Source organism: Pseudomonas sp. Tn43 (genome assembly GCF_014192635.1).
Taxonomy (GTDB): domain Bacteria; phylum Pseudomonadota; class Gammaproteobacteria; order Pseudomonadales; family Pseudomonadaceae; genus Aquipseudomonas.
Map to the genome: position 1 here is coordinate 64305 of NZ_JACHYG010000010.1, position 26082 is coordinate 90386.

20 protein-coding genes are annotated in these 26082 nt (G+C 59.4%); 8 read left to right on the forward strand and 12 right to left on the reverse strand.

Annotated features, from left to right (window positions below; genetic code table 11):
* Positions 1 to 339: 339 nt before the first annotated feature.
* From FHW68_RS22465 to bioB, 10 genes are all read right to left on the reverse strand, one after another.
* Entirely contained in the window at positions 340 to 2118 is a 1779-nt protein-coding gene (locus FHW68_RS22465) for an acyl-CoA dehydrogenase C-terminal domain-containing protein (protein ID WP_095630854.1), read from the reverse strand.
* Positions 2119 to 2385: 267 nt separating this feature from the next.
* A complete protein-coding gene (locus FHW68_RS22470; RefSeq protein WP_183683160.1) occupies positions 2386 to 4182 on the reverse strand; it encodes an acyl-CoA dehydrogenase C-terminal domain-containing protein in 1797 nt (598 codons plus the stop codon).
* Between the two features lie 90 nt (positions 4183 to 4272).
* Entirely contained in the window at positions 4273 to 5562 is a 1290-nt protein-coding gene (locus FHW68_RS22475) for a GGDEF domain-containing protein (RefSeq protein ID WP_095630856.1), read from the reverse strand.
* 229 nt (positions 5563 to 5791) lie between these two features.
* Positions 5792 to 7597, reverse strand: coding sequence for a phenylacyl-CoA dehydrogenase (locus tag FHW68_RS22480; protein ID WP_183683162.1), 1806 nt, complete (start codon positions 7595 to 7597; stop codon positions 5792 to 5794).
* A 277-nt stretch (positions 7598 to 7874) separates the two neighbouring features.
* Positions 7875 to 8171, reverse strand: coding sequence for a pyrroloquinoline quinone biosynthesis protein PqqE (locus tag FHW68_RS22485; RefSeq protein ID WP_095630858.1), 297 nt, complete (start codon positions 8169 to 8171; stop codon positions 7875 to 7877).
* 120 nt (positions 8172 to 8291) lie between these two features.
* Positions 8292 to 8972 (reverse strand): dethiobiotin synthase, encoded by a 681-nt coding sequence (gene bioD / locus FHW68_RS22490; RefSeq protein WP_095630859.1) that lies wholly within the window; start codon positions 8970 to 8972, stop codon positions 8292 to 8294.
* Positions 8969 to 9781 carry a malonyl-ACP O-methyltransferase BioC gene (gene bioC / locus FHW68_RS22495; protein WP_095630860.1) on the reverse strand — a complete coding sequence of 271 codons (813 nt, stop codon included), beginning with the start codon at positions 9779 to 9781 and terminating at the stop codon, positions 8969 to 8971. Before bioC ends, bioD begins: the two co-directional genes overlap by 4 nt.
* Positions 9774 to 10505, reverse strand: a complete 732-nt coding sequence (locus FHW68_RS22500; RefSeq protein WP_183683164.1) for an alpha/beta fold hydrolase — start codon at positions 10503 to 10505, stop codon at positions 9774 to 9776. The genes bioC and FHW68_RS22500 overlap by 8 nt, the downstream gene beginning before the upstream one ends.
* Positions 10498 to 11676 carry an 8-amino-7-oxononanoate synthase gene (gene bioF, locus FHW68_RS22505; protein WP_095630872.1) on the reverse strand — a complete coding sequence of 393 codons (1179 nt, stop codon included), beginning with the start codon at positions 11674 to 11676 and terminating at the stop codon, positions 10498 to 10500. Before bioF ends, FHW68_RS22500 begins: the two co-directional genes overlap by 8 nt.
* Before the next feature lie 161 nt (positions 11677 to 11837).
* Entirely contained in the window at positions 11838 to 12893 is a 1056-nt protein-coding gene (gene bioB / locus FHW68_RS22510) for a biotin synthase BioB (RefSeq protein WP_007904183.1), read from the reverse strand.
* Between the two features lie 90 nt (positions 12894 to 12983).
* Between bioB and FHW68_RS22515 the strand changes: the two genes are divergently transcribed.
* From FHW68_RS22515 to rarD, 5 genes are all read left to right on the forward strand, one after another.
* Entirely contained in the window at positions 12984 to 13724 is a 741-nt protein-coding gene (locus FHW68_RS22515) for a ComF family protein (RefSeq protein ID WP_183683166.1), read from the forward strand.
* Positions 13725 to 13787: 63 nt separating this feature from the next.
* Positions 13788 to 14552 (forward strand): TOBE domain-containing protein, encoded by a 765-nt coding sequence (locus FHW68_RS22520; protein ID WP_095630863.1) that lies wholly within the window; start codon positions 13788 to 13790, stop codon positions 14550 to 14552.
* A gap of 151 nt (positions 14553 to 14703) precedes the next feature.
* Positions 14704 to 16605, forward strand: coding sequence for a PhoX family phosphatase (locus FHW68_RS22525; protein WP_183683168.1), 1902 nt, complete (start codon positions 14704 to 14706; stop codon positions 16603 to 16605).
* A gap of 182 nt (positions 16606 to 16787) precedes the next feature.
* Positions 16788 to 17762, forward strand: a complete 975-nt coding sequence (locus FHW68_RS22530) for a serine/threonine protein kinase (RefSeq protein ID WP_095630865.1) — start codon at positions 16788 to 16790, stop codon at positions 17760 to 17762.
* Between the two features lie 162 nt (positions 17763 to 17924).
* A complete protein-coding gene (rarD, locus tag FHW68_RS22535) occupies positions 17925 to 18812 on the forward strand; it encodes an EamA family transporter RarD (protein WP_095630866.1) in 888 nt (295 codons plus the stop codon).
* Positions 18813 to 19027: 215 nt separating this feature from the next.
* Here rarD and FHW68_RS22540 read toward each other — a convergent pair whose 3' ends face one another.
* Entirely contained in the window at positions 19028 to 19546 is a 519-nt protein-coding gene (locus tag FHW68_RS22540) for a glycine cleavage system protein R (protein WP_183683170.1), read from the reverse strand.
* 561 nt (positions 19547 to 20107) lie between these two features.
* Between FHW68_RS22540 and FHW68_RS22545 the strand changes: the two genes are divergently transcribed.
* A complete protein-coding gene (locus tag FHW68_RS22545; RefSeq protein WP_183683172.1) occupies positions 20108 to 22285 on the forward strand; it encodes a malate synthase G in 2178 nt (725 codons plus the stop codon).
* 233 nt (positions 22286 to 22518) lie between these two features.
* On the opposite strand, the gene FHW68_RS22550 is transcribed toward FHW68_RS22545, so the two are convergent.
* On the reverse strand, positions 22519 to 22965 hold the full coding sequence (locus FHW68_RS22550) for a response regulator (protein WP_095630869.1): 447 nt from the start codon (positions 22963 to 22965) through the stop codon (positions 22519 to 22521).
* Positions 22966 to 23231: 266 nt separating this feature from the next.
* On the opposite strand from FHW68_RS22550, the gene FHW68_RS22555 reads away from it, so the two are divergent.
* The gene (locus FHW68_RS22555) at positions 23232 to 25172 is read left to right on the forward strand and encodes a putative nucleotidyltransferase substrate binding domain-containing protein (RefSeq protein ID WP_183683174.1); all 1941 of its coding nucleotides are present in this window, start codon (positions 23232 to 23234) and stop codon (positions 25170 to 25172) included.
* Entirely contained in the window at positions 25169 to 25876 is a 708-nt protein-coding gene (locus FHW68_RS22560) for a PolC-type DNA polymerase III (RefSeq protein WP_183683176.1), read from the forward strand. Before FHW68_RS22555 ends, FHW68_RS22560 begins: the two co-directional genes overlap by 4 nt.
* Positions 25877 to 26082: the final 206 nt, after the last annotated feature.

Consider the following 26082-nt stretch of genomic DNA (forward strand, 5'->3'; position numbering starts at 1 on the left):
TTATCGACACTGGGGTGTTCTTCAGGGTTCAGCCTGGAATCGGATTACAGCTTTGGTTGCGGACTTTGCTGGAGAAAATAGAAGTCCGGCGATAGTGGACGGGTTGAGCTGAATACTTTTTTGCGGACAAAAGAAAACCCCGCCGAAGCGGGGCTTTGCAGACTGTTTCCCTGACATCCATTTCACTCCGCCGTCCTGGCAGAATCCTACGTGTCCGTGTTGTTGCTTTGCGCTTCCTGCGCGACGTCCATGTGAAGTAGATTAGCCCTGGATCCAATCCTCGCCTATGGGAAAACAGCAGCACGTTATGTAAGAGAATGCTTACATACCGTTACAGGATCAGAATTGTCCTGCATCCAGCAGGAACAGCGATTCGCTGCCCGCCTTTACCGATGCGCTCAACGAATGAATACGCGGCAGCAGACGGGCGAAATAGAACCGTGCCGTACCGAGTTTGCTCGCGTAGAAGTCGTCCTGCGCTTCTTTACCGAAGGCTGCCTTGGCCATCAACGCCCACATGTAGGCATAGGCCATGTAGCCGAATGCTTGCAGGTACTCAACCGACGCCGCACCGATCTCGTTCGGGTTGTTTTTCGCCCGATCCAGCAACCACGCGGTCAGTTCGTCGAGGGTGTCCACCGCATTGTTCAGCGGCTGGGTGAATTCCGCCAAGTCAGCATTGGCTGTCGCGATGAAATGACGAATCTCGTCAGCGAACAGTTTGTAAAACGCCCCGCCGCTGCCGACAATTTTGCGTCCCACAAGGTCCAGCGCCTGAATACCGTTGGTGCCTTCATAGATTTGCGTAATGCGAACATCGCGCACCAGTTGTTCCTGGCCCCACTCACGGATGTAGCCGTGACCGCCAAACACCTGCTGGCCGTGAACCGTGGTTTCCAGACCCAGGTCGGTCAGGAATGCCTTGGCCACCGGGGTCAGCAAGGCAACCAGGTCTTCTGCGCGCTTGCGGGTGGTGGCGTCTTCGCTGAATTTGGCGGTGTCCAGTTGCATCGCCACATAAGTGGAGAAGGCACGGCCGCCTTCGTTCGAGGCTTTCATGGTCAGCAGCATGCGACGCACATCCGGGTGGACGATGATCGGGTCAGCGACCTTGTCTTTGTTTTGCGCGCCGGTGGGCGAGCGGCTTTGCAGACGGTCGCGAGCATATTCGATAGCGTTCTGATACGAGCGCTCGCCAGTGGCCAGGCCCTGGATGCCGACGCCCAGACGCTCGTAGTTCATCATGGTGAACATCGCCGCCAGGCCTTTGTTCGGCTCACCGACCAGGTAACCCACGGCTTCGTCGAAGTTCATCACGCAGGTCGCGGACGCCTGGATGCCCATCTTGTGTTCGATCGAACCACAATTTGCCGGGTTGCGTGCACCCAGGCTGCCGTCGGCATTGACCATGAACTTGGGCACCAGGAACAGCGAAATGCCTTTCGGCCCCGCCGGTGCATCCGGCAGTTTGGCCAGTACCAGGTGAATGATGTTCTCGGTCAGGTCGTGTTCACCGCCGGTGATGAAGATTTTGGTGCCGCTGACTTTGTAGGAACCGTCGGCCTGAGGCTCGGCCTTGGTGCGGATGATCCCCAGGTCAGTACCGGCATGCGGCTCGGTCAGGCACATGGAGCCGGACCAGACACCGGCATACATGTTTGGCAGGTACGCCGCTTTCAGCTCTTCACTGGCGTGAGCGTTGATCGACAAGCAGGCACCGGCGGTCAGCATCGGGTACAGACCGAAGGACAGGCTCGCGGAGTTGACCATTTCTTCGACCTGCGCCGAAACCGCTTTGGGCATGCCCATGCCGCCATAGGCCGGATCGCCACCGACACCGACCCAACCGCCTTCAGCGTAAGTCTGATAAGCCTGCGGGAAACCGGCCGGGGTGGTGACGGCACCGTCCGCCCAGTGGCAACCTTCTTCGTCAGCGGCACGGCTCAGGGGCGCGATGCTTTTGCTGGTGACCTTGCCGGCTTCTTCGAGAATGGCTTCGACCGTTTCCGCATCGACGGTCTCGGCCAGCGCAGGCAGTTCGGCCCAGAGTTTGGCGACCTCGAAAACTTCATTGAGGACGAAGCGCATATCGCGCAGGGGCGCTTTGTAGTCAGCCATGGCAAACCTCGCAAGATCTAAACAGGTGGTTCGTAGAATGTGATTTCGTTGTGTCCGAGTGTACCTCAACAACTTTTACGACACATAGGGTCAGCCCATGACCGTTTTGTTATTTTTAGTCATCGGCATTTCATCTGAGATAGTTTTCGCCTGCCAGAGCGCATTCGCGGGCAAGCCTCGCTCCTACAGGTCGTGTCGCACGCATTTCACAGGGACGACATAGAACCGTAGGAGCGAGGCTTGCCCGCGAAGCTTTTCGGGTAACCGTCAGAGCGCAAACAACTCCGCCGGCAGCTTCATCAGGCAATCGCTGCCCGCCTCGATGGCCGCCCGATGAGCGGCGGTACGCGGCAGTAAACGCTTGAAGTAAAACTCGCTGGTCGCCAGTTTGCCTTTGCAGTAATCGGCATCGCCGCCGCTCGCATCCAACTGCGCCTGAGCCACCAACGCCATGCGTAGCCACAGGTAGCCGAGGATGATGTAGCCGCTGTACATCAGGTAATCCACCGAGGCAGCGCCGACTTCGTCCGGATTTTTCATCGCCGCCATGCCGACCTTGGTGGTCAATTCGCCCCACTGCTGGTTCAGACCATTGAGCTGCGCCACATAGCTGCCGAGTTGCGGATGTTCAGCGTTTGCCGCGCAGAATTTATGGACAATTCTGGTGAAGCCGCGCAGCAGTTTTCCCTGACTGCCAAGGACTTTGCGCCCAAGCAAGTCCAGCGCCTGGATGCCGTTGGTGCCTTCGTAGATCGGCGCGATCCGGCAGTCGCGAACCAGCTGCTCCATGCCCCACTCACGAATGAAACCGTGGCCGCCAAACACCTGCATGCCGAGGTTGGTCACCTCCAGCCCGGTGTCGGTCATGAAGGCCTTGCAGATCGGCGTCAGGAATGCCAACAGGTCTTCGGCCTCCTGACGCGCCGTTTCATCCGGGCTCAGATGAGCGACGTCCAGCAACTGCGCGGTGAAATAAGTCAGCGCCCGGTTGCCTTCATTGAAGGCCTTCATGGTCAGTAACATCCTGCGTACATCGGGATGTACGATGATCGGATCGGCGACTTTTTCCGGGGCTTTCGGGCCGGTCAGCGAGCGCATTTGCAGGCGATCGTTGGCGTATTTGATCGCGCCCTGGAAACTTGCCTCACCCAGACACAGACCTTGCATACCAGTGCCCAGGCGCGCGTGGTTCATCATGGTGAACATGCAGTTCAGGCCCTTGTTCGGCTCACCGATCAAGAAACCCTTTGCCTCGTCGAAATTCAGCACACAGGTGGCCGAGGCCTTGATGCCCATTTTGTGTTCGATCGAGCCGCAGGAAACACCATTGCGCTCACCCGCCTCGCCCTCGGCATTGGGTAGATATTTAGGAACGATAAACAGCGAAATGCCCTTGGTACCGGCAGGCGCGTCCGGCAATTTGGCCAGCACTAGGTGAATGATGTTGTCACTCATGTCGTGCTCTCCGGCGGAGATGAAAATCTTGCTGCCGGAAATCGCGTAACTACCGTCAGCCTGAGGCACGGCGCGGGTCTTGATGATGCCCAGATCGGTGCCGCAATGGGCTTCGGTCAGGCACATGGTGCCGGTCCATTGGCCGGCAGTGAGTTTGCTCAGATAGGTGTGTTTCTGTTCTTCGGTGCCATGGGCATGGATCGCCGACATCGCACCGTGAGTCAGGCCGGGGTACATGCCCCAGGAGGTATTGCTGGAACCGACCATTTCACTGATGACCAGCCCCAAAGAACTGGGTAAACCCTGGCCGCCGTAAGCCGGATCCGCCGCCAGACCGTGCCAGCCGCCTTCCACGTACCGCGCGAAAGCCTGCTTGAAACCTGTAGGTGTTGTGACCACACCGTTGTCGAAATGGCAGCCTTCCTCGTCGCCGCTTCGGTTCAGCGGTGCGAGAACGTTCTCACAGAATTTCGCGCCTTCTTCGAGGATCGCATTGATCATGTCCGGGCTGGCATCGGTGGCACCCAGCGCGGCGTAGTTGCTGTGAAAATCGAAGACGTGGTCGATCAGAAAGCGCATATCGCGCAGGGGAGCTTTGTACGCGGGCATGGTCATTTCTCCGGCAGCAGATTGCTCAAACCTACTGGCGCGCACCACGCCTCACAATCACAGTCCAGACGCTGAATGCGCCATCATCACTCAACCCGCAGCGGCGTCCATGCGCACCGCGCCACGGCGGTTCTGACCGAAAGCCATCACACAGTTTCGCCCCGCGCCTTTGGCGCTGTAGAGCGCCTGGTCAGCGGATTTGAGTACTTCTTCCGGCGTGCGCTGCTCCAACCGTTCGGCGACCCCGATGCTGACGGTGACCGATACACTCGAGGCGCCTGAACCCGCACGACGCTGGCGTCCCTGCTGGTCATCCTGGGGGCGACTGTCCTGATTGCGCAGCTGGATATTGTAGGTGGCGATGGAGTCGCGGATGACTTCCAGATGCGGCATGCACTCTTCGAGGGTTTTACCTGCGAACACCAGAGCAAATTCTTCACCGCCGTAGCGATAGGCCCTACCGCCTCCGCCGATTTTCGACAGCTTGCTGGCGACCAGTCGCAGCACCTGATCGCCGACATCGTGGCCGTGGGTGTCGTTGAATTTCTTGAAGTGATCGACGTCGCTCATGGCCAGCACATAAGTGCGTCCCAGCCGTTGCATGCGCTCATTCAGGGCACGACGACCCGGCAGACCGGTGAGTTCGTCGCGGAACGCCATTTGATAGGCTTCATGGGCAACTGCAGCGGCAATCATCAACATCACCTGGCTGCACATGATGTTCAGGGTAAATGGCAGGATGAAGGTTTTCGGCAACATCCAGAACAATCCCGACAGCCCCACCAACTGCGCGGCATGCAAGGGTCTTGGGTTGCGCCAGTATTGCCAGGCCAGTAACAGGAACGAGGCGATGAATACCGGATAGGACAATTGAATCAGGCTCATCCAGGCACCATGCAGGGCAGGCCAGCGGATCTCCGAGAGCCATATCAACAGCGCCTGTGGGTAACTCTGTTCCAGCCCCAGCGCCACGCTGCCGAACGCCAGCAATACGGCGAAACGCGCCACCATATCTTGAAACAGATGGGTGCGCTCCTGCCAGGCGGCGAACAAGCCGAAGAGTAATGGCAGCAACAGACAACACAGATGGAAGACCACGGCGGCATCTTCACGGACTTTAGCGTTGTCGCGGTAATAGTCGGTCTGGGTGTCGAGCAGGAAGTAGGCAATGTACACCGTGACCATCAGAAACAGTTCACGTTGACGTCGGTAAACCGCGCAATACGCCCCGCCGAGCAGCAGCACCAGCGTCGGCAGCACGTTGAACAGCGAGGTGAAGAAGACGTTGAGATCCTTGACGTAGGCAGCCGCCAGCCCCGCCAGTAACAACAGCAGCGATGGCAAAAAGTGACTGAAACGTACAGCGGAAGAACGCGGCAAGGGTAAAGCTCCGACCCGTCAAACAAAGATGGCGTTGTGCCTGCAACTTGAGCAGCTAAGCACAGGCAATGTGACGTATGTCACATTGCCATCCTCTTTAACGGCAGCAACGGCGTTCTTCTTAGCGTTTTAGTCAGGAATTTTTACAGGCGCAGCCGGTTTGCCTCAGGTACAAAAAAACCGCTGCTCCCCGAGGAAGCAGCGGTTTTGTGAAGAGACTGCGTAGGGCTTAGTAACCCAGTGCGAAATCTTCTTCTTTCATGTCCATCAGGTTGTTGGCGCCCGACAGCATGGTTGCAACGTGAGTGCGGGTACGCGGCAGAATGCGCTGGAAGTAGAACCGCGCAGTCTGCAACTTGGCGGTGTAGAACGCCTCTTCGGTGGTGCCGGCAGCCAGTTTTTCGGCAGCCAGACGCGCCATGTCAGCCCAGAAGTAGGCGAGGCAGGCGTAACCGGAATACATCAGGTAATCCACCGATGCCGCGCCGACTTCTTCGCGGTCTTTCATGGCGGCCATACCGACCTTCATGGTCAGCTCGCCCCATTCTTTGTTCAGCGCAGCCAATGGTTCGACAAACTCTTTGACCGCGTCGTTGCCTTCGTTGGTCTGGCAGAACTTGTGGACGATCTTGGTGAAGCCTTTGAGCGCTTCGCCTTGAGTCATCAGCACTTTACGGCCCAGCAGGTCGAGTGCCTGGATACCGGTGGTGCCTTCGTACAGCATCGAAATGCGGCTGTCGCGAACGTTCTGTTCCATGCCCCACTCGGCGATGAAGCCGTGGCCGCCGTAGATTTGTACGCCGTGGTTAGCGGATTCGAAACCGACTTCGGTCATGAAGGCCTTGGCGATCGGAGTCATGAAGGCCAGCAGTGCGTCGGCTTTCTTCTTCTCTTCTTCATCTACACCGTACTTGACGATGTCGACTTGCTTGGCGGTGAAGTAAACCATCGCACGGTTGCCTTCGGCGAACGCCTTCATGGTCAACAGCATGCGACGTACGTCAGGGTGAACGATGATCGGGTCAGCGGCTTTGTCCGGCGCTTTCGGGCCTGTCAGGGAGCGCATTTGCAGACGATCGCGAGCGTATTTCAGACCACCCTGGAAACCGATCTCGGCGTGGGCCAGACCTTGCAACGCGGTACCCAGACGTGCGGTGTTCATGAAGGTGAACATGCAGTTCAGGCCTTTGTTCGCCGGGCCGATCAGGTAACCGGTGGCCGCGTCGAAGTTCATCACGCACGTGGCGTTACCGTGGATGCCCATCTTGTGCTCCAGGGAACCGCAGCTCACCGCGTTGCGTGCGCCGATCGAGCCGTCCGCGTTCGGCAGGAATTTCGGCACGATGAACAGGGAAATGCCTTTGGTGCCGGCCGGTGCATCCGGCAGACGTGCCAGAACGATGTGAACGATGTTGTCGGCCATGTCGTGTTCGCCGGCCGAGATGAAGATCTTGGTGCCGGACACTTTGTAGGAACCGTCGGCCTGAGGCTCGGCCTTGGTGCGCAACATGCCCAGGTCAGTGCCGCAGTGCGGTTCGGTCAGGCACATGGTGCCGGTCCATTCGCCGGAGACCAGTTTGGTCAGGTAAGCCTCTTGCTGCTCAGGCGTACCGTGTTCGGAAATGGTGTTCATCGCGCCATGGGACAGGCCTGGGTACATGCCCCACGACCAGTTGGCTTCGCCAACCATTTCGCTGACGGCCAGACCCAGAGACTCTGGCAGGCCTTGACCGCCATGCTCTACGTCGTGAGCCAGGCTTGGCCAGCCACCTTCGACGAACTGCTTGTAGGCTTCTTTGAAACCGGTCGGGGTTTTAACGCCGGACTCGCTCCAGGTGCAGCCTTCGGTGTCACCCACGCGGTTCAGCGGAGCCAGTACCTGCTCACAAAACTTGGCGCCTTCTTCGAGAATGGCGTCAACCATGTCCGGAGTTGCGTCTGCACAAGCCGGAAGGCTCTGATAGTGCGCTTCGTAGCCGAGCAGTTCGTCACGAACGAAGCGAATATCACGCAAGGGGGCCTTGTAGTCAGGCATAGCGATAAACCTCTGCTGATGTAACCGGGAATGAACGACCGTGTTGATTTGTTGTGACGGTCAAACAGTTGTTTGAAACATACGTTTACGCCCAATTCTTGTCAAGCGCCGATCTTTTGCCGTTCGTCATCGCGTCATGAAAACCTCGGCCATGCAGTCGCGCACCGCCGTTGATTGAGCAACATGCCATGTAGGAGAGATTAGTTGAGGCAGAAGGACTTACGCAGAAAAACGCCGCGAACAGGCGCGGCGTTGGAGTAGCGAATTCAGCGAGGGTTCAGGCAAAGGTATCGATCAGCGTACCGAGCATTTCATCGGATGCCTTGGCGACTTTGACGCCCAGCTCCACCTGGAACTTGCCTTGGGACATCTCGACCATATTGCTGGCCAAGTCCGATTGCTGGCTGCGGTCTACCGAACGCAGGCGATCGACCTGAACCTGGGAGGACTGACTGGTGACCGAACGCTCGATAGTGTTGTTGGCGATCTGACCCGAAGCCTGATCGACGCGGTTCTGCCCGGTCTGAATAGTGCTCAGACCGGCATAAAAAGCGGTGTTTCCTGAGATTTCCATGGGAGAACTCGTCCTGCAAAGGATCAACAGCGGCCATTGAATCAGACACACCAACAAAAGGCCCGACAAAAACACTAATGGCACAGTGCCTTGTCATAGCTAAAACCCGAGCCAGCAAATTCAGTCCAGCAGGTCCAGCTGCAGATGCGCGGCCACCGCGTCGGCGGTCACCGACTTGAGTTTTGGCACTCGTCCCAGGCATGGCGCAGGGATGCGCTCGGCCAATGTCGCGAGGTTTTCTTCAAGGCGCGACGTCTTCGGATCGATGATGTTGGCCACCCATCCTGCCAACTGCAAACCATCCCGGGCGATCGCCTCGGCTGTCAGCAGAGCATGATTGATGCAACCGAGCCGTACACCAACCACCAGGATCACCGGCAGACCCAGCGCCATGGCCAGGTCCGACAGATTGTCCTGATCCGCCAACGGCACTCGCCAGCCGCCGGCGCCTTCGATCAAGGTGAAGTCCGCCTGCATATCGAGAATCTGCCGCATCGGTGTCAGCAGCGATTGCACGGTCAATGCCACGCCAGCCTCTCGCGCCGCCAGATGCGGTGCAATCGCCGGTTCGAACGCAACCGGATTGACCTGATCGTAGGTCAACGGTATCGAGCACTCGGCAAACAATGCCAGCGCATCGGCGTTGCGCAATCCCTTGGGCGTCCGCTCGCAGCCGGAGGCCACCGGTTTGCCCGCTGCCGTGCTCAAGCCCGCCAACCGCGCGGCATGCAGCAACCCTGCGGCGACGGTGGTCTTGCCGACATCGGTGTCCGTACCGGTGATGAAATAGGCTGCGCTCATAAGGGTTTCTCCAACACGGCGTAAACCACTTGATAAGTCGCCGGCAATCCCTGTGCCTGACGATACTGCTCGTAAGCCTGAATCAGGCCGAGGATTCGCGCCCTGCCGGTCAAACCACCCGGCCGACCGGGGTTCAAGTTGTGCGCCCCAAGTGCCTTGAGCTCATGGGTCAGGCTGCGAACATCGGGGTAATGCAGCACATGCGGCTGCGTTTCAAGGCTGATGCCCCTCAAGCCACTTTCCGCGCAAAGCTGCTGATAAACACCGAACTCGCGGAAGCGGTTGACGTGCACCATGCCGTCCACCTGACGCCAGCTGTCGCGCAATTCGTACAGCGTGCCTACACACAGACTAGCAAACGCGAAAATTCCGCCCGGTTTCAGTACCCGATACGCTTCATTGAGCACCGAGGCGAAATCTGCGCACCATTGCACCGCCAGGCTGGAGAAGACCAGGTCGCAAGTTGAATCCTGCAATGGCAAGCGTTCGGCATCACCCGCGATGAAATGGGTCGCGCCGCCCAAGGGACGTGCGTGATTGAGCATGCCTTCTGCGATATCCAGCGCCACTCCGGCGCTCCCAGGAAACCTCTGCGCCAAGGCTCGGCTGAAATACCCGGTGCCGCAGCCCATATCCAGCCAGCGAGCAGGGACAAACTCTTGCGGTAACCGACGTATTAACTCGCTACCCACATCGCGCTGCAATTCGGCCACGCTGTCGTAGCTCGCCGCCGCACGGGAAAAGGACGCCGCCACCTGGCGTTTGTCGGGCAAGCCGCCGGGCAGGTTGGGAAGGGATAAATCAGTCATCACCGAACTCATGCAAAAAAGCCTGAATCGCCCCCGCCAAACCGTGGGGGTCTTCCAGAAGAAACCCGTGACTGGCCTGTTCAATCAGACCGATTTCGACATCCGGCAGCAGTGCCAGCAAATCCCCTGCCGCTTCGGCCGGGACCAATCCGTCGAGGCCACCAAACAAGTGCAATTGCGGACCGCCAAACGCCTGCAACGCTTGCCGGGTGTCCAGTTGTGCGAGCAACTCCAGGCCGCTCATCAGTACCGGCGAAGACGTATGCGGTGCGCCAGCGAGCAACAGTCGCGATAGTGCGCGCGGGTCTTTGCCACCTTGGGCGCATAGCAGCGAAAAACGTTTCAAGGTCATGCGCGGGTCAGCCTTGCAACCGGTCAGAAACGCATCGAAGGTCTCATCGGGCATCGCACTCGACCATTGTTCATGGGCGACAAAAGAAGGGTTACTCGCCAGCGTCACCAGACCACAGCAGCGGTCACCGCGTCGCGCCGCCAACTCGGACGCCAGCATGCCGCCCAATGACCAGCCACCGAGCCAGGTATCCTGGGGCAACGTCGCGTCCAACTCATCGAGCCATTCTTCAAGGTCGCTCGACTCCAGTTCCGGCAACGGCTCGATATCGACGCGCAGGTGCTCATCCAATCCCAGCAAGGCCGCCGCCAAGGGTTCGAGCGGCGAAATCCCGAGGCCCCAGCCTGGTAGCAGAATCAGACGATCACGCATGGCTTGGCTCCGGTCCCAGTTGCTGAAAACAATCGGCCAGTCCATTTAACAATAGCTGTACCTGCGCTTCGCTGTGAGCGGCGGTGAGGGTTACGCGCAAACGTGCGCTGCCCGCGGGCACGGTCGGCGGACGAATCGCAGTCACCATAAGTCCGCGTTCGCGCAGCATCTGCGACAGGCGAACCGCACGCCCGGCGTCGCCAATCATGATCGGCTGGATGGGCGTGAAGCTGTCCATCAACTCCAGGCCAATCTGTTCGGCACCTTGGCGGAACTGGCGAATCAGCGTCTGCAGATGCTCACGTCGCCAGTGTTCGCTGCGCAACAGCTCCAGGCTTTTCAGCGTCGCGCAGGCCAGCGCCGGCGGTTGGCTGGTGGTGTAGATGTAAGGGCGAGCGAACTGGATCAGGCTTTCGACCAGCTCCTCACTGCCGGCAACAAAAGCACCCGCCGTACCGAAAGCCTTGCCGAGCGTGCCGACCAACACCGGCACGTCTTCCTGGCTCAAACCGAAATGCTCGACGATCCCGCCGCCATTGGCACCCAGCGGACCAAAACCGTGGGCGTCATCGACCATCAGCCAGGCGCCTTTGGCCTTGGCTTCCCGCGCCAGCGCCGGCAGGTCGGCGATGTCACCGTCCATGCTGAACACGCCATCGGTGACCACCAGCGTATTGCCGGTGGCCTTCTCCAGGCGCTTGGCCAGACTGGCCGCGTCGTTATGCAGATAACGATTGAAACGCGCACCGGACAACAACCCGGCATCCAGCAACGACGCATGATTGAGCCGGTCTTCCAGCACCGTATCGCCCTGCCCGACCAATGCGGTGACCGCGCCGAGGTTGGCCATGTAACCGGTGGTGAACAGCAAGGCTCGCGGGCGGCCGGTGAACTCGGCGAGGGCTTCTTCCAGTGCGTGATGCGGGCCGCTATGACCGATCACCAGATGCGAAGCACCACCGCCCACGCCCCATCGCGACGCGCCGGCGCGCCAGGCTTCGATCACTTGCGGGTGATTGGCCAGGCCCAGGTAATCGTTGTTACAGAACGCCAGCAACGGCTGACCATCGACCACCACTTCCGGCCCTTGAGGGCTTTCGAGCAGCGGGCGCTGGCGATAAAGGTTTTCGGCACGACGGGCAGCAAGGCGTGCGGCGAGATCGAAAGACATGCAGGCCTCGACGGTCATTTGACAATCTGATGCAGGAACAATGGACGTGACTGCAAACCGAGTCGCGGCCATCGCGGGCAAGCCACGCTCCCACAGGTTCTATGCAGTTCCTTGTGGGAGCGAGGCCATGACTTCCAACATCAGAAGAATCGGTGAAGGTTTCAGACAGCCGCGTTATAGAACATCTCGCTGCTCTTCTGCTCCACCAGCGCCTGTTCGATGGCGGCCTGATGCACTTCGTCGGCGTGCTCTTCGCGGGCTTCCGGCAGGATGCCCAGACGCGAGAACAGTTGCATGTCCTTGTCCGCCTGAGGGTTGGCGGTGGTCAGCAGTTTTTCGCCGTAGAAAATCGAGTTGGCGCCGGCAAAGAACGCCAGGGCTTGCATCTGCTCGTTCATCGCTTCACGACCAGCGGACAGACGCACGTGGGATTTGGGCATCAGGATGCGGGCGACAGCGAGCATGCGGATGAAGTCGAACGGGTCGACGTCGTCAGCATTTTCCAGCGGCGTACCGGCAACTTTCACCAGCATGTTGATCGGCACCGACTCTGGATGCTCAGGCAGGTTAGCCAACTGGATCAGCAGGTTGGCGCGGTCGTCGAGGGACTCGCCCATGCCGAGAATGCCGCCGGAGCAGATCTTCATTCCCGAATCACGCACGTAAGCCAGGGTTTGCAGGCGTTCGCTGTACGTACGGGTAGTGATGATGCTGCCGTAGAACTCCGGCGAGGTGTCGAGGTTGTGGTTGTAGTAGTCCAGGCCGGCTTCGGCCAGGGCGACTGTCTGGTCCTGATCGAGACGACCGAGGGTCATGCAGGTTTCCAGGCCCATGGCTTTCACGCCTTTGACCATTTCCAGCACGTAAGGCATGTCTTTGGCCGACGGGTGCTTCCACGCCGCGCCCATGCAGAAACGGGTCGAACCGATGGCCTTGGCGCGCGCGGCCTCTTCGAGGACCTTCTGCACTTCCATCAGCTTTTCTTTTTCCAGGCCAGTGTTGTAGTGGCCGGACTGCGGACAATATTTGCAATCTTCCGGGCACGCACCGGTCTTGATCGACAACAGCGTCGAGACCTGGACACGGTTGGCGTCGAAATGCGCGCGATGCACCGTCTGCGCCTGGAACAACAGGTCGTTGAATGGCTGAACGAAGAGTGCTTTGACTTCGGCCAAAGACCAGTCATGACGCAGGGTTGCAGTGGTGCTGGCGCTCATGGGCGTTTCCTTGTTTATGCTTGGCAAGCGGCTGGGGAATGGAATACCCACAGACGCGACACGGATGTTCGGCATATTTAAGGAAGAGCGATGCGCTGTCAACCACGATACGTAGGACCGGTTTACATCTGGTTAAACAATAACCAACACTGCTTACTCTGCAGCGAAGCGACAGAAGATGTCCGGCCAATCTGCATGGCCTGCGAAACCGACCTGCCCTGGCTGGGCGAGCATTGCCAGACGTGCGCCTTGCCCTTGCTTGCCACGGGCCTGACGTGCGGCCAATGCTTGAAACAACCGCCAGCCTTCGAGCGAGTCGCAGCGCCTTGGACTTACAGCTTTCCCGTCGACAGTCTGATCACGCGCTTCAAGCACAGCGCGAAGTGGCCGTTTGGTCGCCTGCTCGCCGAGCTTCTCGCTCAGTTCCTGCAACATCGCTTCGATGAGGATCTGGATCGGCCCGCTGCGCTGATACCGGTACCATTGGCTTCCAGGCGTCTGCGCCAGCGGGGTTTCAACCAGGCGGCGATGCTCGCCCGCTGGCTCAGCGTCAGCCTCGACATTCCCTGTGATGAAACGCTGTTGCAGAGGATTAAGGACACCAGCGCGCAACAAGAGCTGAATGCCGACGCCCGTAAAAAGAACTTGCGCCACGCCTTTGCCCTGGCGCCTGCGGCCTCAATCAAGGGCCGCCACTTCGCCTTGGTCGACGACGTGCTGACTACCGGCGCCACCGCCCAGGCCCTGGCTCGCTTGTTGAAGGAGGCAGGCGCCGCGCAGGTCGATGTCTATTGCCTGGCCCGAACCCCAAAACCTGGCGATGGAGACTGACTTGACTCCCGCACGCCAAGCCGCCAACGTCCTGTCCATCGTCACAGCCCAAAGCGTCTCGCCATGTCCTTGCCTACGTTGTTGTCCCAGCACATTGCCCGCCGCCCGCAGCGCATCGCGTTGCTGCAACACATCGCCGAACAAGGCTCGATCACCCGCGCGGCGAAAAGCGCGGGCCTGAGTTACAAAGCGGCGTGGGATGCCATCGACGAGCTTAACAATCTCGCGCAGAAACCGCTGGTGGAGCGTAACGTCGGCGGCAAGGGCGGTGGCGGCGCCAAGCTATCCAGCGAAGGTGAGCGTGTATTGCGCCTGTATCAAAAGCTGCAAGCCTTGCAGACGCAGGTGCTGGAAGCCGCCGAAGAGGCCAGTGACCTGGACCTGCTCGGTCGGCTGATGCTCAGAACCAGTGCGCGTAACCAACTGCACGGCAAAGTCGTGGCGATCGACGCACAAGGACGCAACGACCGCATATGCCTTGAACTGGCCGAAGGTTTGCGGATCGATGCACAGATCACCCATGACAGCACTCTGCGCCTGGAACTGCAGACCGGCACCGAAGTGGTGGCACTGATCAAAGCCGGTTGGCTGGAATTGCTGGGCATCGATCAAGCCGCGACGCCCGGCAACAACTGCCTGAAGGGCATTATCGAAGAAATCCTTGACGCCGATGACGGCCCCAGCGAAGTGCGCATCGGCTTGCCCAATGGCCAGACACTTTGCTCCCTGGCCGAGCAGCGGCACTTGAAAACCCTCGAACTCACCGCCGGAAAACCGGTGCAGGTGCAATTCGCTCCGTCCAACATTCTGCTGGGCACACCGCTGTAGGAGCTGCCGAAGGCTGCGATCTTTTGATCCTGAATTTAAGATCAAAAGATCGCAGCCTTTGGCAGCTCCTACGAAGATCAAAGCATCGGCTGCAACAAAAGCTTCATCGACCACCATTAAGGTGGCTGCAAAAACCCGCAGGGAGCCTGATGTGAGCTTATTAGAAGACAACCAACCCACCGACCTGGAAAAAATGGTCGGCCTCAGCCGTCGTGGCTTCATCAGCGCGGGTGCCCTCTGCGGTGCGGCGATGTTTCTCGGCGGCAACCTGCTGAGTCGCAGCGTACTGGCCGCCAGCGTCAGCGCCGGCTCCAGCAATCTGTTGGGTTTCGACAGCATCGCCGCTGCCACGACCGACACTATCACTTTGCCGCCGGGCTACAAATCCTCGGTACTGATCAGTTGGGGCCAGCCGCTGCAAAAGAACGGTCCGGCGTTCGACCCAAGCGGCAACGGCACGGCCCAGGCACAGGAAGTCCAGTTCGGCGACAACAACGACGGCATGAGCCTGTTCGAATTCCCCGGTGAAAAAGACCGTGCGCTGATGGCAATCAACAACGAATACACCAACTACCATTACCTTTACCCCCACGGCGGCATGCCGCAATCGGCGCAAGACGTGCGCAAGGCCCTGGCCTGTGAAGGCGTGTCGGTCATCGAAGTGCAACGCAAGAACGGCCAGTGGCAGTTCGTCCAGGGCTCGCGCTACAACCGCCGCATTCACGGCAACTCGCCGTTGCACCTGAGCGGTCCGGCGGCGGGTCACGAGCTGATGAAAACCAGCGCCGACAAACACGGCAAGAACGTCCTCGGTACCTTCCAGAACTGCGCCAACGGCAAAACGCCGTGGGGCACTTATCTGACCTGCGAAGAGAACTTCACCGACTGCTTCGGCAGCAGCAATGCCGAGCAGAAGTTCGACGCTGCGCAGAAACGCTACGGCGCGGTAGCGGCCAGCAAAGAGATCAACTGGCATCAACACGATCCGCGTTTCGACCTGGCGAAAAACCCCAACGAACTCAATCGTCATGGCTGGGTGGTGGAAATCGACCCGTTCGATCCGCAATCAACGCCGGTCAAACGCACCGCGCTGGGCCGCTTCAAACATGAAAACGCCGCCCTGGCCGAAACCAATGACGGTCGCGCTGTGGTGTACATGGGCGACGATGAACGTGGCGAATTCATCTATAAATTCGTCAGCCGCGACAAGATCAACCACAAAAACCCCAAGGCCAACCACGACCTGCTGGATCACGGCACCTTGTACGTGGCGCGTTTCGACGCGGGCGATGGCAATGTTGATCACCCCAAAGGCCAAGGCCAGTGGATCGAACTGACCCATGGCAAGAACGGCATCGATGCCAGCAGCGGTTTTGCCGATCAGGCCGAAGTGCTGATTCATGCACGCCTCGCAGCCAGCGTTGTGAGCGCTACGCGCATGGACCGCCCGGAATGGATTGTCGTCAGCCCCAAGGATGGCCAGGTGTATTGCACCCTGACCAACAACGCCAAACGCGGCGAAGAAGGCCAACCGGTAGACGGGCCCAACCCGCGCGCGAAGAACGTCTACGGGCAAATCCTGCGCTGGCGCACCGACCATGATGATCACGGCTCGAAAAGCTTTGCCTGGGACTTGTTTGTGGTCGCCGGCAACCCGAACGTGCACGCCGGCACGCCGAAGGCCGGCTCGTCGAACATCACCCCGCAGAACATGTTCAACAGCCCGGACGGCCTGGGCTTCGACGAGGCCGGTCGCCTGTGGATCCTCACGGATGGCGACTCGAGCAACGCAGGCGACTTTGCGGGAATGGGCAACAACCAGATGCTCTGTGCCGACCCGATGACGGGCGAGATCCGTCGCTTCATGGTCGGCCCGGTGGGCTGCGAGGTGACGGGGATCAGCTTCTCGCCGGATCAGAAAACCTTGTTTGTCGGGATTCAGCATCCGGGGGAAAATGGCGGCTCGACGTTCCCTGAGCACCTGCCCAACGGCAAACCGCGGTCTTCGGTGATGGCGATCTCCCGCGAGGATGGCGGGATCGTCGGCGCCTGATCGGGCCTCTTCGCGGGCAAGCCTCGCTCCTACAAGGGATCACGCTGCACCTGTAGGAGCGAGGCTTGCCCGCGAAGGCGTCATCCCAAACACCACTGATCTCAACCCCACCCCCTAAAGAAGCCCCGTCTGCGCTACCATGTCTGGCCCGACGCGGCAGCCTGCCGCGCGCAGGAGTCAGCATGGCCCACCCGTTTGCAACGCTTACCCCAGACCTCGTGCTCGATGCCGTCGAAAGCATCGGCTTTCTCAGCGACGCCCGCATTCTGGCGCTCAACAGCTACGAGAACCGTGTCTATCAAGTCGGCATCGAAGACTCCGAGCCACTGATCGCCAAGTTCTACCGCCCGCAACGCTGGACCAACGAAGCGATTCTCGAAGAGCACCAATTCACCTTCGAACTCGCCGAGTGCGACGTACCGGTGGTCGCACCGATGATTCACAACGGTACCAGCCTGCACGAACACAACGGCTTCCGTTTCACCCTGTTTCCCCGTCGCGGCGGCCGTGCGCCGGAGCCAGGCAATCTCGATCAGCTGTATCGCTTGGGGCAACTGCTGGGTCGGCTGCACGCGGTCGGTTCAACCAAACCGTTCGAGCACCGTGAAGCGCTGGGAGTAAAGAACTTCGGTCAGGATTCGCTGACGACTTTGCTCGAAGGCAATTTCGTACCCAAAAGCTTGCTGCCGGCCTACGAGTCCGTGGCCCGTGACCTGCTCAAGCGTGTCGAAGAGGTCTACAAGGCCACGCCGCATCAGAACATCCGCATGCACGGCGATTGCCACCCCGGCAACATGATGTGCCGCGATGAGATGTTCCACATCGTCGACCTCGACGATTGCCGCATGGGCCCGGCGGTGCAGGATATCTGGATGATGTTGGCCGGTGATCGTCAGGAATGTCTGGGGCAGTTGTCGGAATTGATGGACGGCTACAACGAATTCCACGACTTCGACCCGAGGGAACTGGCGCTGATCGAACCGCTACGCGCCTTGCGCCTGATGCACTACAGCGCCTGGCTCGCCCGTCGCTGGGACGACCCGGCCTTCCCCCGCAGCTTTCCGTGGTTCGGCACCGAGCGCTATTGGGGCGATCAAGTGCTGGCATTGCGTGAGCAATTGGCTGCGCTGAATGAAGAACCACTGAAACTCTTCTAAACCCCACACCCCCTGTAGGAGCGAGGCTTGCCCGCGAAGAACGATGATGCGGTTCGTCAGACAAACCGCGTTATCGTTCTTCGCGGGCAAGTCTCGCTCCTACAAAAAACATGACACATCTATACAATCCCCTCTTTGTTAGCTGCCTAAGCAAGGATTCTCATGCAAGCCGCCAACCTGCGTCGCGGGTATATCCTGGGCCTGAGTGCCTACATCATCTGGGGCCTGTTCCCGCTCTACTTCAAAGCCATTGCCAACGTACCCGCCGTAGAGATCATCATCCACCGAGTGCTCTGGTCCGCGCTGTTCGGCGCTTTGCTGCTGCTCGTCTGGAAACATCCCGGCTGGTGGCGCGAGCTGCGTGATAACCCGCGACGGCTGGCAATCCTGGCCCTGAGCGGCACGCTGATCGCGGCCAACTGGCTGACTTATGTCTGGGCGGTGAACAACGGGCGCATGCTTGAAGCCAGCCTCGGTTACTACATCAACCCACTGGTCAACGTGTTGTTGGGGATGCTGATCCTTGGCGAACGGTTGCGGCGCATGCAATGGCTGGCGGTTGGCCTCGCGGCGATCGGTGTCGCGCAGCAAGTGTGGCAAGTCGGCAGCTTGCCGTGGGTGTCGCTGGTGCTGGCGTTGACCTTCGGTTTCTACGGACTGATCCGCAAGCAGGCACCGGTCAAGGCGCTACCGGGGCTGGTGGTGGAAACCTGGATGCTGGTGCCGATTGCCATCGCCTGGTTGTTGTTCAATCCAACGGCAAGCAGTGCGCAAGCCGAATTCTGGACCACCTCCGAAGCCTGGTGGTTGGTGGCTGCCGGTCCCGTGACGCTGGTGCCGCTGGTGTGCTTCAACGCCGCCGCCCGACACCTGCCCTACACCACGCTCGGATTTCTCCAGTACCTGGCGCCCACGCTGGTGTTGTTGCAGGCCGTTCTGCTGTTCGGCGAGCACTTGTCATCCAGCACGCTGGTGGCGTTCATCTTTATCTGGGCAGGTCTGGCGGTTTACAGCGTCGACGCGTGGATAAGTCTGCGTCGCCGCAGCTGATCAGAAAACGTACAAACCTCTACAGGCCACGTCTTCCGTGGCCTGCATCGATCAGCCCCAAGGTTATCCACAGCGTGATCCCCGGCGATTGTGCGCAAGTCACTGAAACTGCTGGTTTTTTGATCAAATCCTGAAGACCCTCGGCCGGCGTGGCCTGGCGAGGTGTCTCTACAGGTTATCCACAGGCCGGTGCACGTATAACTTGGATAACCTTTTCAGGGTTCGCTGCGCAGGACCAATTCGACCATCAGATCGTCGGCCAGGGTTTCCAGGCTCGATTGCAGCTTCTCCAACGATAAGGTCAGCGGTACCGCGAGAATCGCTTCAGCGCGGAATAAAGGCTCGCTGCTCATGGGCGCCGGTTGAACTTCGGTCATCAGCTGTTCCAGGTTCACGCCCATCTCACTCAGCAGGCGCGTAATGTCTCGCACGATGCCCGGCCGATCATTGCCCACCAGTTCCATGGCAATCGGCTTCCAGGTGCAGGACTGTTCGATGCCGCTTTCGGCAATCAGTACACGGATGCCATGGGTCGATAATCCGTGTAGGGCATCGACCAGTTCGTCGTAGGCTTCGGCCGGCACACCCACCCGAAGAATCCCGGCGAACTGTCCAGCCATGCGCGACATGCGGCTTTCCAGCCAGTTACCGCCATGCGCGGCAATGCATTGAGCGATGCGCTCGACCTGCCCGGGCTTGTCTGGAGCAATTACAGTGAGTACGAGATGGTCCATGGCGCAGCCCTCTGGTCATGACTTTTGTTATAGAAAAACAAGTATAGGCAAGGGTTGATCATGCGCTGAATCGGATGATGTCTTCGCGGGCAAGCCTCGCTCCTACAAGTCAGCGTTGGCATGAACGACGCAGATCTGTAGGAGCGAGGCTTGCCCGCGAAGGGGCACCTCCAGCAATTCTGCCAAACCATAAATCGTGTACAAGTTTTTATATTTAACTGGAACAATCCAATGGTTTTTTGAGAACATCCTGTTCCTCGCCATGACCGCAATGCGTCATGGGGTCGCAGAACGACGTATTTAGTCTAATTTTCACAACCGCAATTCATCATGTAGTATGCCGCAGCACGCACTACATAACGCTGGATCGATGTCTGCCGCAGGTCCGTCGCAACCCCTCAAAGCCCTGTCAGCAAGGCCGCAAAGCCGTTGATCGGATCGAACCCAGCCGCCAGCAATGGCATGTACTGGTAGAAGGGGTTTGTGGTTTAAATGGCCAGGGGCTTCATTGTTAAATTGAAGAGCTGAAAAGCGAAATAGCTGAGCAGAGTGAGGCAAGCAATGACTGAACACGTTCAAGTCGGTGGCCTGCAGGTCGCCAAAGTCCTGTTCGACTTCGTGAACAACGAAGCCATTCCCGGAACCGGCCTCACCGCCGACACGTTCTGGGCCGGTGCCGACAAGGTCATCCATGACCTGGCGCCGAAGAACAAAGCCCTACTCGCCAAACGTGATGATTTCCAGGCACGTATCGATGCCTGGCACCAGGCTCGTGCAGGTGTTGCGCACGATGCGGTGGCTTACAAAGCCTTCCTGCAAGACATTGGTTATCTGCTGCCAGAAGCGGCCGATTTCCAGGCAACGACGCAAAACGTCGATGATGAAATCGCCCGCATGGCCGGCCCACAGCTGGTGGTGCCGGTGATGAACGCGCGCTTCGCGCTCAATGCTTCGAACGCCCGCTGGGGCTCGCTGTATGACGCGCTCTATGGCACCGACGCCATCAGCGAAGCGGACGGCGCGGAGAAAGGCAAAGGCTACAACAAGGTTCGCGGCGACAAGGTCATCGCCTTCGCCCGCGCCTTCCTCGACGAAGCGGCCCCACTGGCGGCCGGCTCCCATGTCGACTCCACTGCGTACAAAATCATCGACGGTAAACTGGTCGTCACGCTCAAGGGTGGCAGCAACAGCGGCCTGCGTGACGATGCCCAACTGATCGGTTTCCAGGGCGATACCTCGGCACCGATCGCTGTGCTGTTGAAACACAACGGCCTGCACTTCGAAATCCAGATCGATGCCAGCACCCCGGTCGGCCAGACCGATGCGGCCGGCGTCAAAGACATCCTGATGGAAGCCGCGCTGACCACCATCATGGATTGCGAAGACTCGGTTGCCGCGGTCGATGCCGATGACAAAGTGGTGATCTACCGCAACTGGCTCGGCCTGATGAAAGGCGATCTGTCGGAAGAAGTCGCCAAGGGCGGCCAGACTTTCACCCGTACCATGAATGCCGATCGCACTTACACCAGTGTCGATGGCAAAGCACTGAGCCTGCACGGTCGTTCGCTGTTGTTCGTGCGCAACGTCGGTCACCTGATGACCATCGACGCGATCCTCGATAAAGACGGCAACGAAGTGCCTGAAGGCATTCTCGACGGTCTGGTGACCTGCCTCGCGGCGATGCATAGCCTCAACGGCAACAGCTCGCGCAAGAACAGCCGTACCGGTTCGGTCTATATCGTGAAGCCGAAGATGCACGGCCCGGAAGAAGCGGCGTTCACCAACGAGTTGTTCGGTCGCATCGAAGACGTGCTGGGCTTGCCGCGCAACACCCTCAAAGTCGGAATCATGGACGAGGAGCGCCGTACCACGGTCAACCTCAAGGCCTGCATCAAGGCTGCCAGCGAACGCGTAGTGTTCATCAACACCGGTTTCCTCGACCGCACGGGCGATGAAATCCACACCTCCATGGAAGCCGGCCCGATGGTGCGCAAGGCCGACATGAAGGCCGAGAAATGGATCAGTGCCTATGAGAACTGGAACGTCGACATCGGCCTGAGCACCGGCCTGCAAGGTCGCGCCCAGATCGGTAAAGGCATGTGGGCCATGCCGGACCTGATGGCCGCGATGCTCGAACAGAAAATCGCTCACCCGATGGCCGGTGCCAACACCGCCTGGGTTCCATCGCCGACCGCCGCCGCGCTGCACGCGCTGCATTACCACAAGGTCGACGTGTTCGCCCGTCAGGCCGAACTGGCCAAACGCGCTCGCGCTTCGGTGGACGACATCCTGACTATCCCGTTGGCGGTCAACCCGAACTGGACGCCGGAGCAGATCAAGAACGAACTGGACAACAACGCCCAGGGCATTCTTGGCTACGTGGTGCGCTGGATCGACCAGGGCGTGGGTTGCTCGAAAGTGCCGGACATCAATGACGTCGGCTTGATGGAAGACCGTGCGACGCTGCGTATTTCCAGCCAGCACATCGCCAACTGGCTGCGCCACGGCATCGTCACTGAAGATCAGGTGATGGAAAGCCTCAAGCGCATGGCGCCGGTGGTTGACCGTCAGAACGCCAACGACCCGCTGTACCGTCCGCTGGCACCGAATTTCGACAGTAACATCGCCTTCCAGGCGGCGGTCGAACTGGTGGTCGAAGGCACCAAACAGCCAAACGGCTATACCGAGCCGGTGTTGCACCGTCGTCGTCGCGAGTTCAAGGCTGCCAATGGCCTTTGAGTAAACGCTGATGTCGTAAATGAAAAAGCCCTGATCGAAAGATCGGGGCTTTTTCATTTGTGCATGCTTTTCCTGTGGCGAGGTCCTGTGGCGAGGGGGCTTGCCCCCGTTGGGTCGCGAAGCGACCCCATGCATTCTTTCGTACGCAGCATCGGCAGAATCTACGACTGCTGCGCAGCCGAACGGGGGCAAGCCCCCTCGCCACAACGGCGACGTGCAACAACTGAGAGCCGCTACACATCCATCCCCAGCTCATGCTTGACCAATTCAAGCAGTTTGCCGCTGTCGATGGGCTTGAGCAGAAAGTCCACTACGTGCAAGTGCATGGCTTCGATCGCATCTTTCACGTCGGCATCACCGGAAACGATGATGACCGGCAACGCTGCTCGCGCCGACTCCCGTACCTGACGAATCAGTTCCAGACCATCGACGTTCGCCATCCGCAGGTCGGTTATCACCAGCCCGATTGATGACTTCGTCTCCAGCAATTTGAGCGCCGCTTTGCCACTGGCTGCCGTCATGCAGTGAATGCCGTCCAGCCCCAGAATTTCCGACAACAACTCCCTGGAGTCTTTATCGTCATCGACGATCAGCACCCGTTGCGGCGGCAAGTCTGGTTCCAACATGACGGAACTGAGCGCTTCGCGCTCGGCATCACTCAAAATATCGTGGTCGGACATGGCTTTCTCAACGTTTTTGATTCGAACCCTGACACAGTGTGTCTGACATCGCTCAGCAGAGCTTCAATGTGCACTTCGTCGGAAATTGTTCCAATAGACAATGTAGGGGGTTTTTCCCACAATCGTGTCGGACCTTTCCCGTATTTCGGCCGCTGCACTGCCTACCTAGACTTACGTCCAATGGGCACCCTGCCCGTAGGGGCCGACCATGCCCGTAACGATCTGACACAACGATCCGACACAACAATTCAAAAAAGACTGCGGTAATGGTTATGAGTAAAGCGGACGCCTTCACCCAGGCAGGGAAAACCGCGGTGTTGCAGAACATCCAGGGCACTTTGCAATTCCTGCAGCGCTTCCCGCCATTCAATCAGATGGAAAACGCCCACTTGGCCTATCTGGTCGAGCAATGTCAGCTGCGTTTTTATGCCCCCGGCGAAAGCATCATCAAACCCGCCGATGGCCCGGTTGAGCATTTCTACATCGTCAAACAGGGCCGGGTCGTGGGCGAACGCCCGCACACGGCCAAGGGCGGGACCGAAACCACTTTCGAAATCACCATCGGCGAATGTTTCCCCCTCGCCGCGCTGCTGGGGGAACGGGCGACTCGCACCGAACATCTGGCGGCCGAAGACACCTTTTGCCTACAGCTCAATAAGCTGGCGTTCATCAAACTGTTCGCCCTTTCCAGCCCGTTTCGTGACTTTGCCCTACGCGGGGTCAGCAGTTTGCTGGATCAGGTCAACCAGCAAGTCCAGCAAAAAGCCGTGGAAACCCTCGGCACCCAGTACTCGCTCAATACCCGACTGGGTGAACTGGCCATGCGTCACCCGGTGACTTGCAGCCCGACCACTGCGCTGCGTGAAGCCGTAACGCTGATGCACAATCAACAAGTCGGCAGCATTGTGGTGGTTGATGAGCACAAGGCGCCGCTGGGCATTTTCACCCTGCGCGACTTGCGACATGTGGTGGCCAACGGCACCAGCGACTTCAATGAAGCCATCGAAGGGCATATGACCCGGGCGCCGTTTTACCTGACGCCGGACCACAGCGCTTTCGATGCCGCGATTGCCATGACCGAACGGCACATCGCCCACGTCTGCCTGGTCAAGGACCAGCGCCTGTGCGGCGTGGTCTCGGAACGCGACCTGTTTTCCCTGCAACGGGTTGATCTGGTGCATCTGGCGCGGACTATTCGCAGCGCCCAGAAGCTGGAAAACCTGGTAGCGATGCGCGGTGAAATCGGCCAATTGGTGGAGCGGATGCTGGCCCATGGCGCGTCCTCGACCCAGATCACCCACATCATCACCCTGCTCAACGACCACACCGTGTGCCGGGTAATCGAACTGGTGCTCGCCGAGAGAGGTGACCCCGGCGTGCCCTTCAGTTGGTTGTGCTTCGGCAGCGAAGGCCGCCGCGAGCAAACGCTGCATACCGATCAGGACAACGGCATTCTGTTCGAGGCCCGCGACGCGGCCCACGCCGCCGAGATTCGCGGCAAGTTGCTGCCCATCGCCCAGCAAATCAATCAGAACCTGGCGCTGTGCGGCTTCACCCTGTGCAAAGGCAAGATCATGGCCGGCAACCCCGAACTGTGTTTGTCCCGGGCCGAATGGGCGCGACGTTTTGCGGCGTTTATCCGCGAGGCGACGCCGGAAAACCTCTTGGGGTCGAGCATTTATTTCGACCTGCGCGTGGTCTGGGGCGACGAGCGAGGCTGCGAGCAACTGCGCCAAGGCATTCTCGATCAAGTCGGCGACAACCGCTTGTTCCAACGGATGATGGCCGAAAACGCCCTGCGTAACCGTCCACCCGTAGGACGTTTCCGCGAATTCGTGCTGGCGCGCAAGAATGGCGAGAAAGCCACCCTCGACCTGAAACTCCAGGGCTTGACCCCGTTCGTCGATGGCGCTCGAGTACTGGCCCTGGCCCATGGCATCGACGCCAACAATACCCTGGAGCGCTTTCGCCAATTGGTGGACAAAGAAGTCATCGAGCGGCTGGACGGCGCGGCGTATGAAGAGGCGTATCACTTCATCCAGCAAACCCGCATGCAGCAACATCAGCTACAGACCCGGGAGAATTTTCCCTACTCCAACCGCGTCGATCCCGACAGTCTCAACCATCTGGATCGACGCATCCTGCGTGAATCCCTGCGCCAGGCCCAACGCCTGCAAAGCAGCCTGACCCTGCGGTATCAGTTATGAGCCTTTTTTCATGGCTGCGCCCGGTCAGCCCCATTTTGCCCGGCGAACTGCAACAACGTCTGGAGCGTTTGCCTGCCGTGACCGAGCTGTGCGATTGCAGCCTGCGCGAACAACGCTGGGTGGTGCTCGACCTGGAAACCACCGGGCTGAACCTGAATAAGGATCGGCTGCTGTCCATCGGCGCGGTGGTGATCGAGGACGGAGCGATCGATTTCAGCCAGCAGTTCGAACGCACGCTGCAATGCACCGAACTCAAACTCGGCCCCAGCGTGTTGATTCACGGTCTGGGCCCGAGCGCCATTGCCGCCGGCAGCGACCCGGCGCAAGCCTTGCTCGAATTCATGGAGTTCGTCGGCGACAGTCCGGTGTTGGCGTTTCATGCGCCGTTCGACCAGCACATGCTGGGGCGCGCGCTGAAAGAACATCTGGGCTATAAGTTGCAGCATCCGTTTCTGGACGTGGCCGACATCGCGCCGCTGCTTTGCCCACAGGCACACATCCGCGAGGCCGGGCTGGACGAGTGGATCGACTGGTTCAAGCTGGAGGTTTTCGAGCGGCACAACGCCAGTGCCGATGCCTTGGCGACGGCGGAACTGGTGCTGATTCTGTTCAGCCGGGCGCGACAGCAGCAGATTCATAGCCCGTTGAATTTGCAGCAGCGGCTGAGCCAGTGGAAGCGGCGGCGGCAGGCTCCGTCCTTCTAGATTTTCGGTGACTGTTCGGGCCCCATCGCGGGCAAGCCACGCTCCCACAGGTTTTTCGTCGTCCGCCAATTTCGCAAACGGCACGAAACCTGTGGGAGCGGCGGCGGCAGCTCCGTCCTTCTAGATTTTCGGTGACTGTTCGGGCCCCATCGCGGGCAAGCCACGCTCCCACAGGTTTTTCGTCGTCCGCCGATTTCGCAAACGGC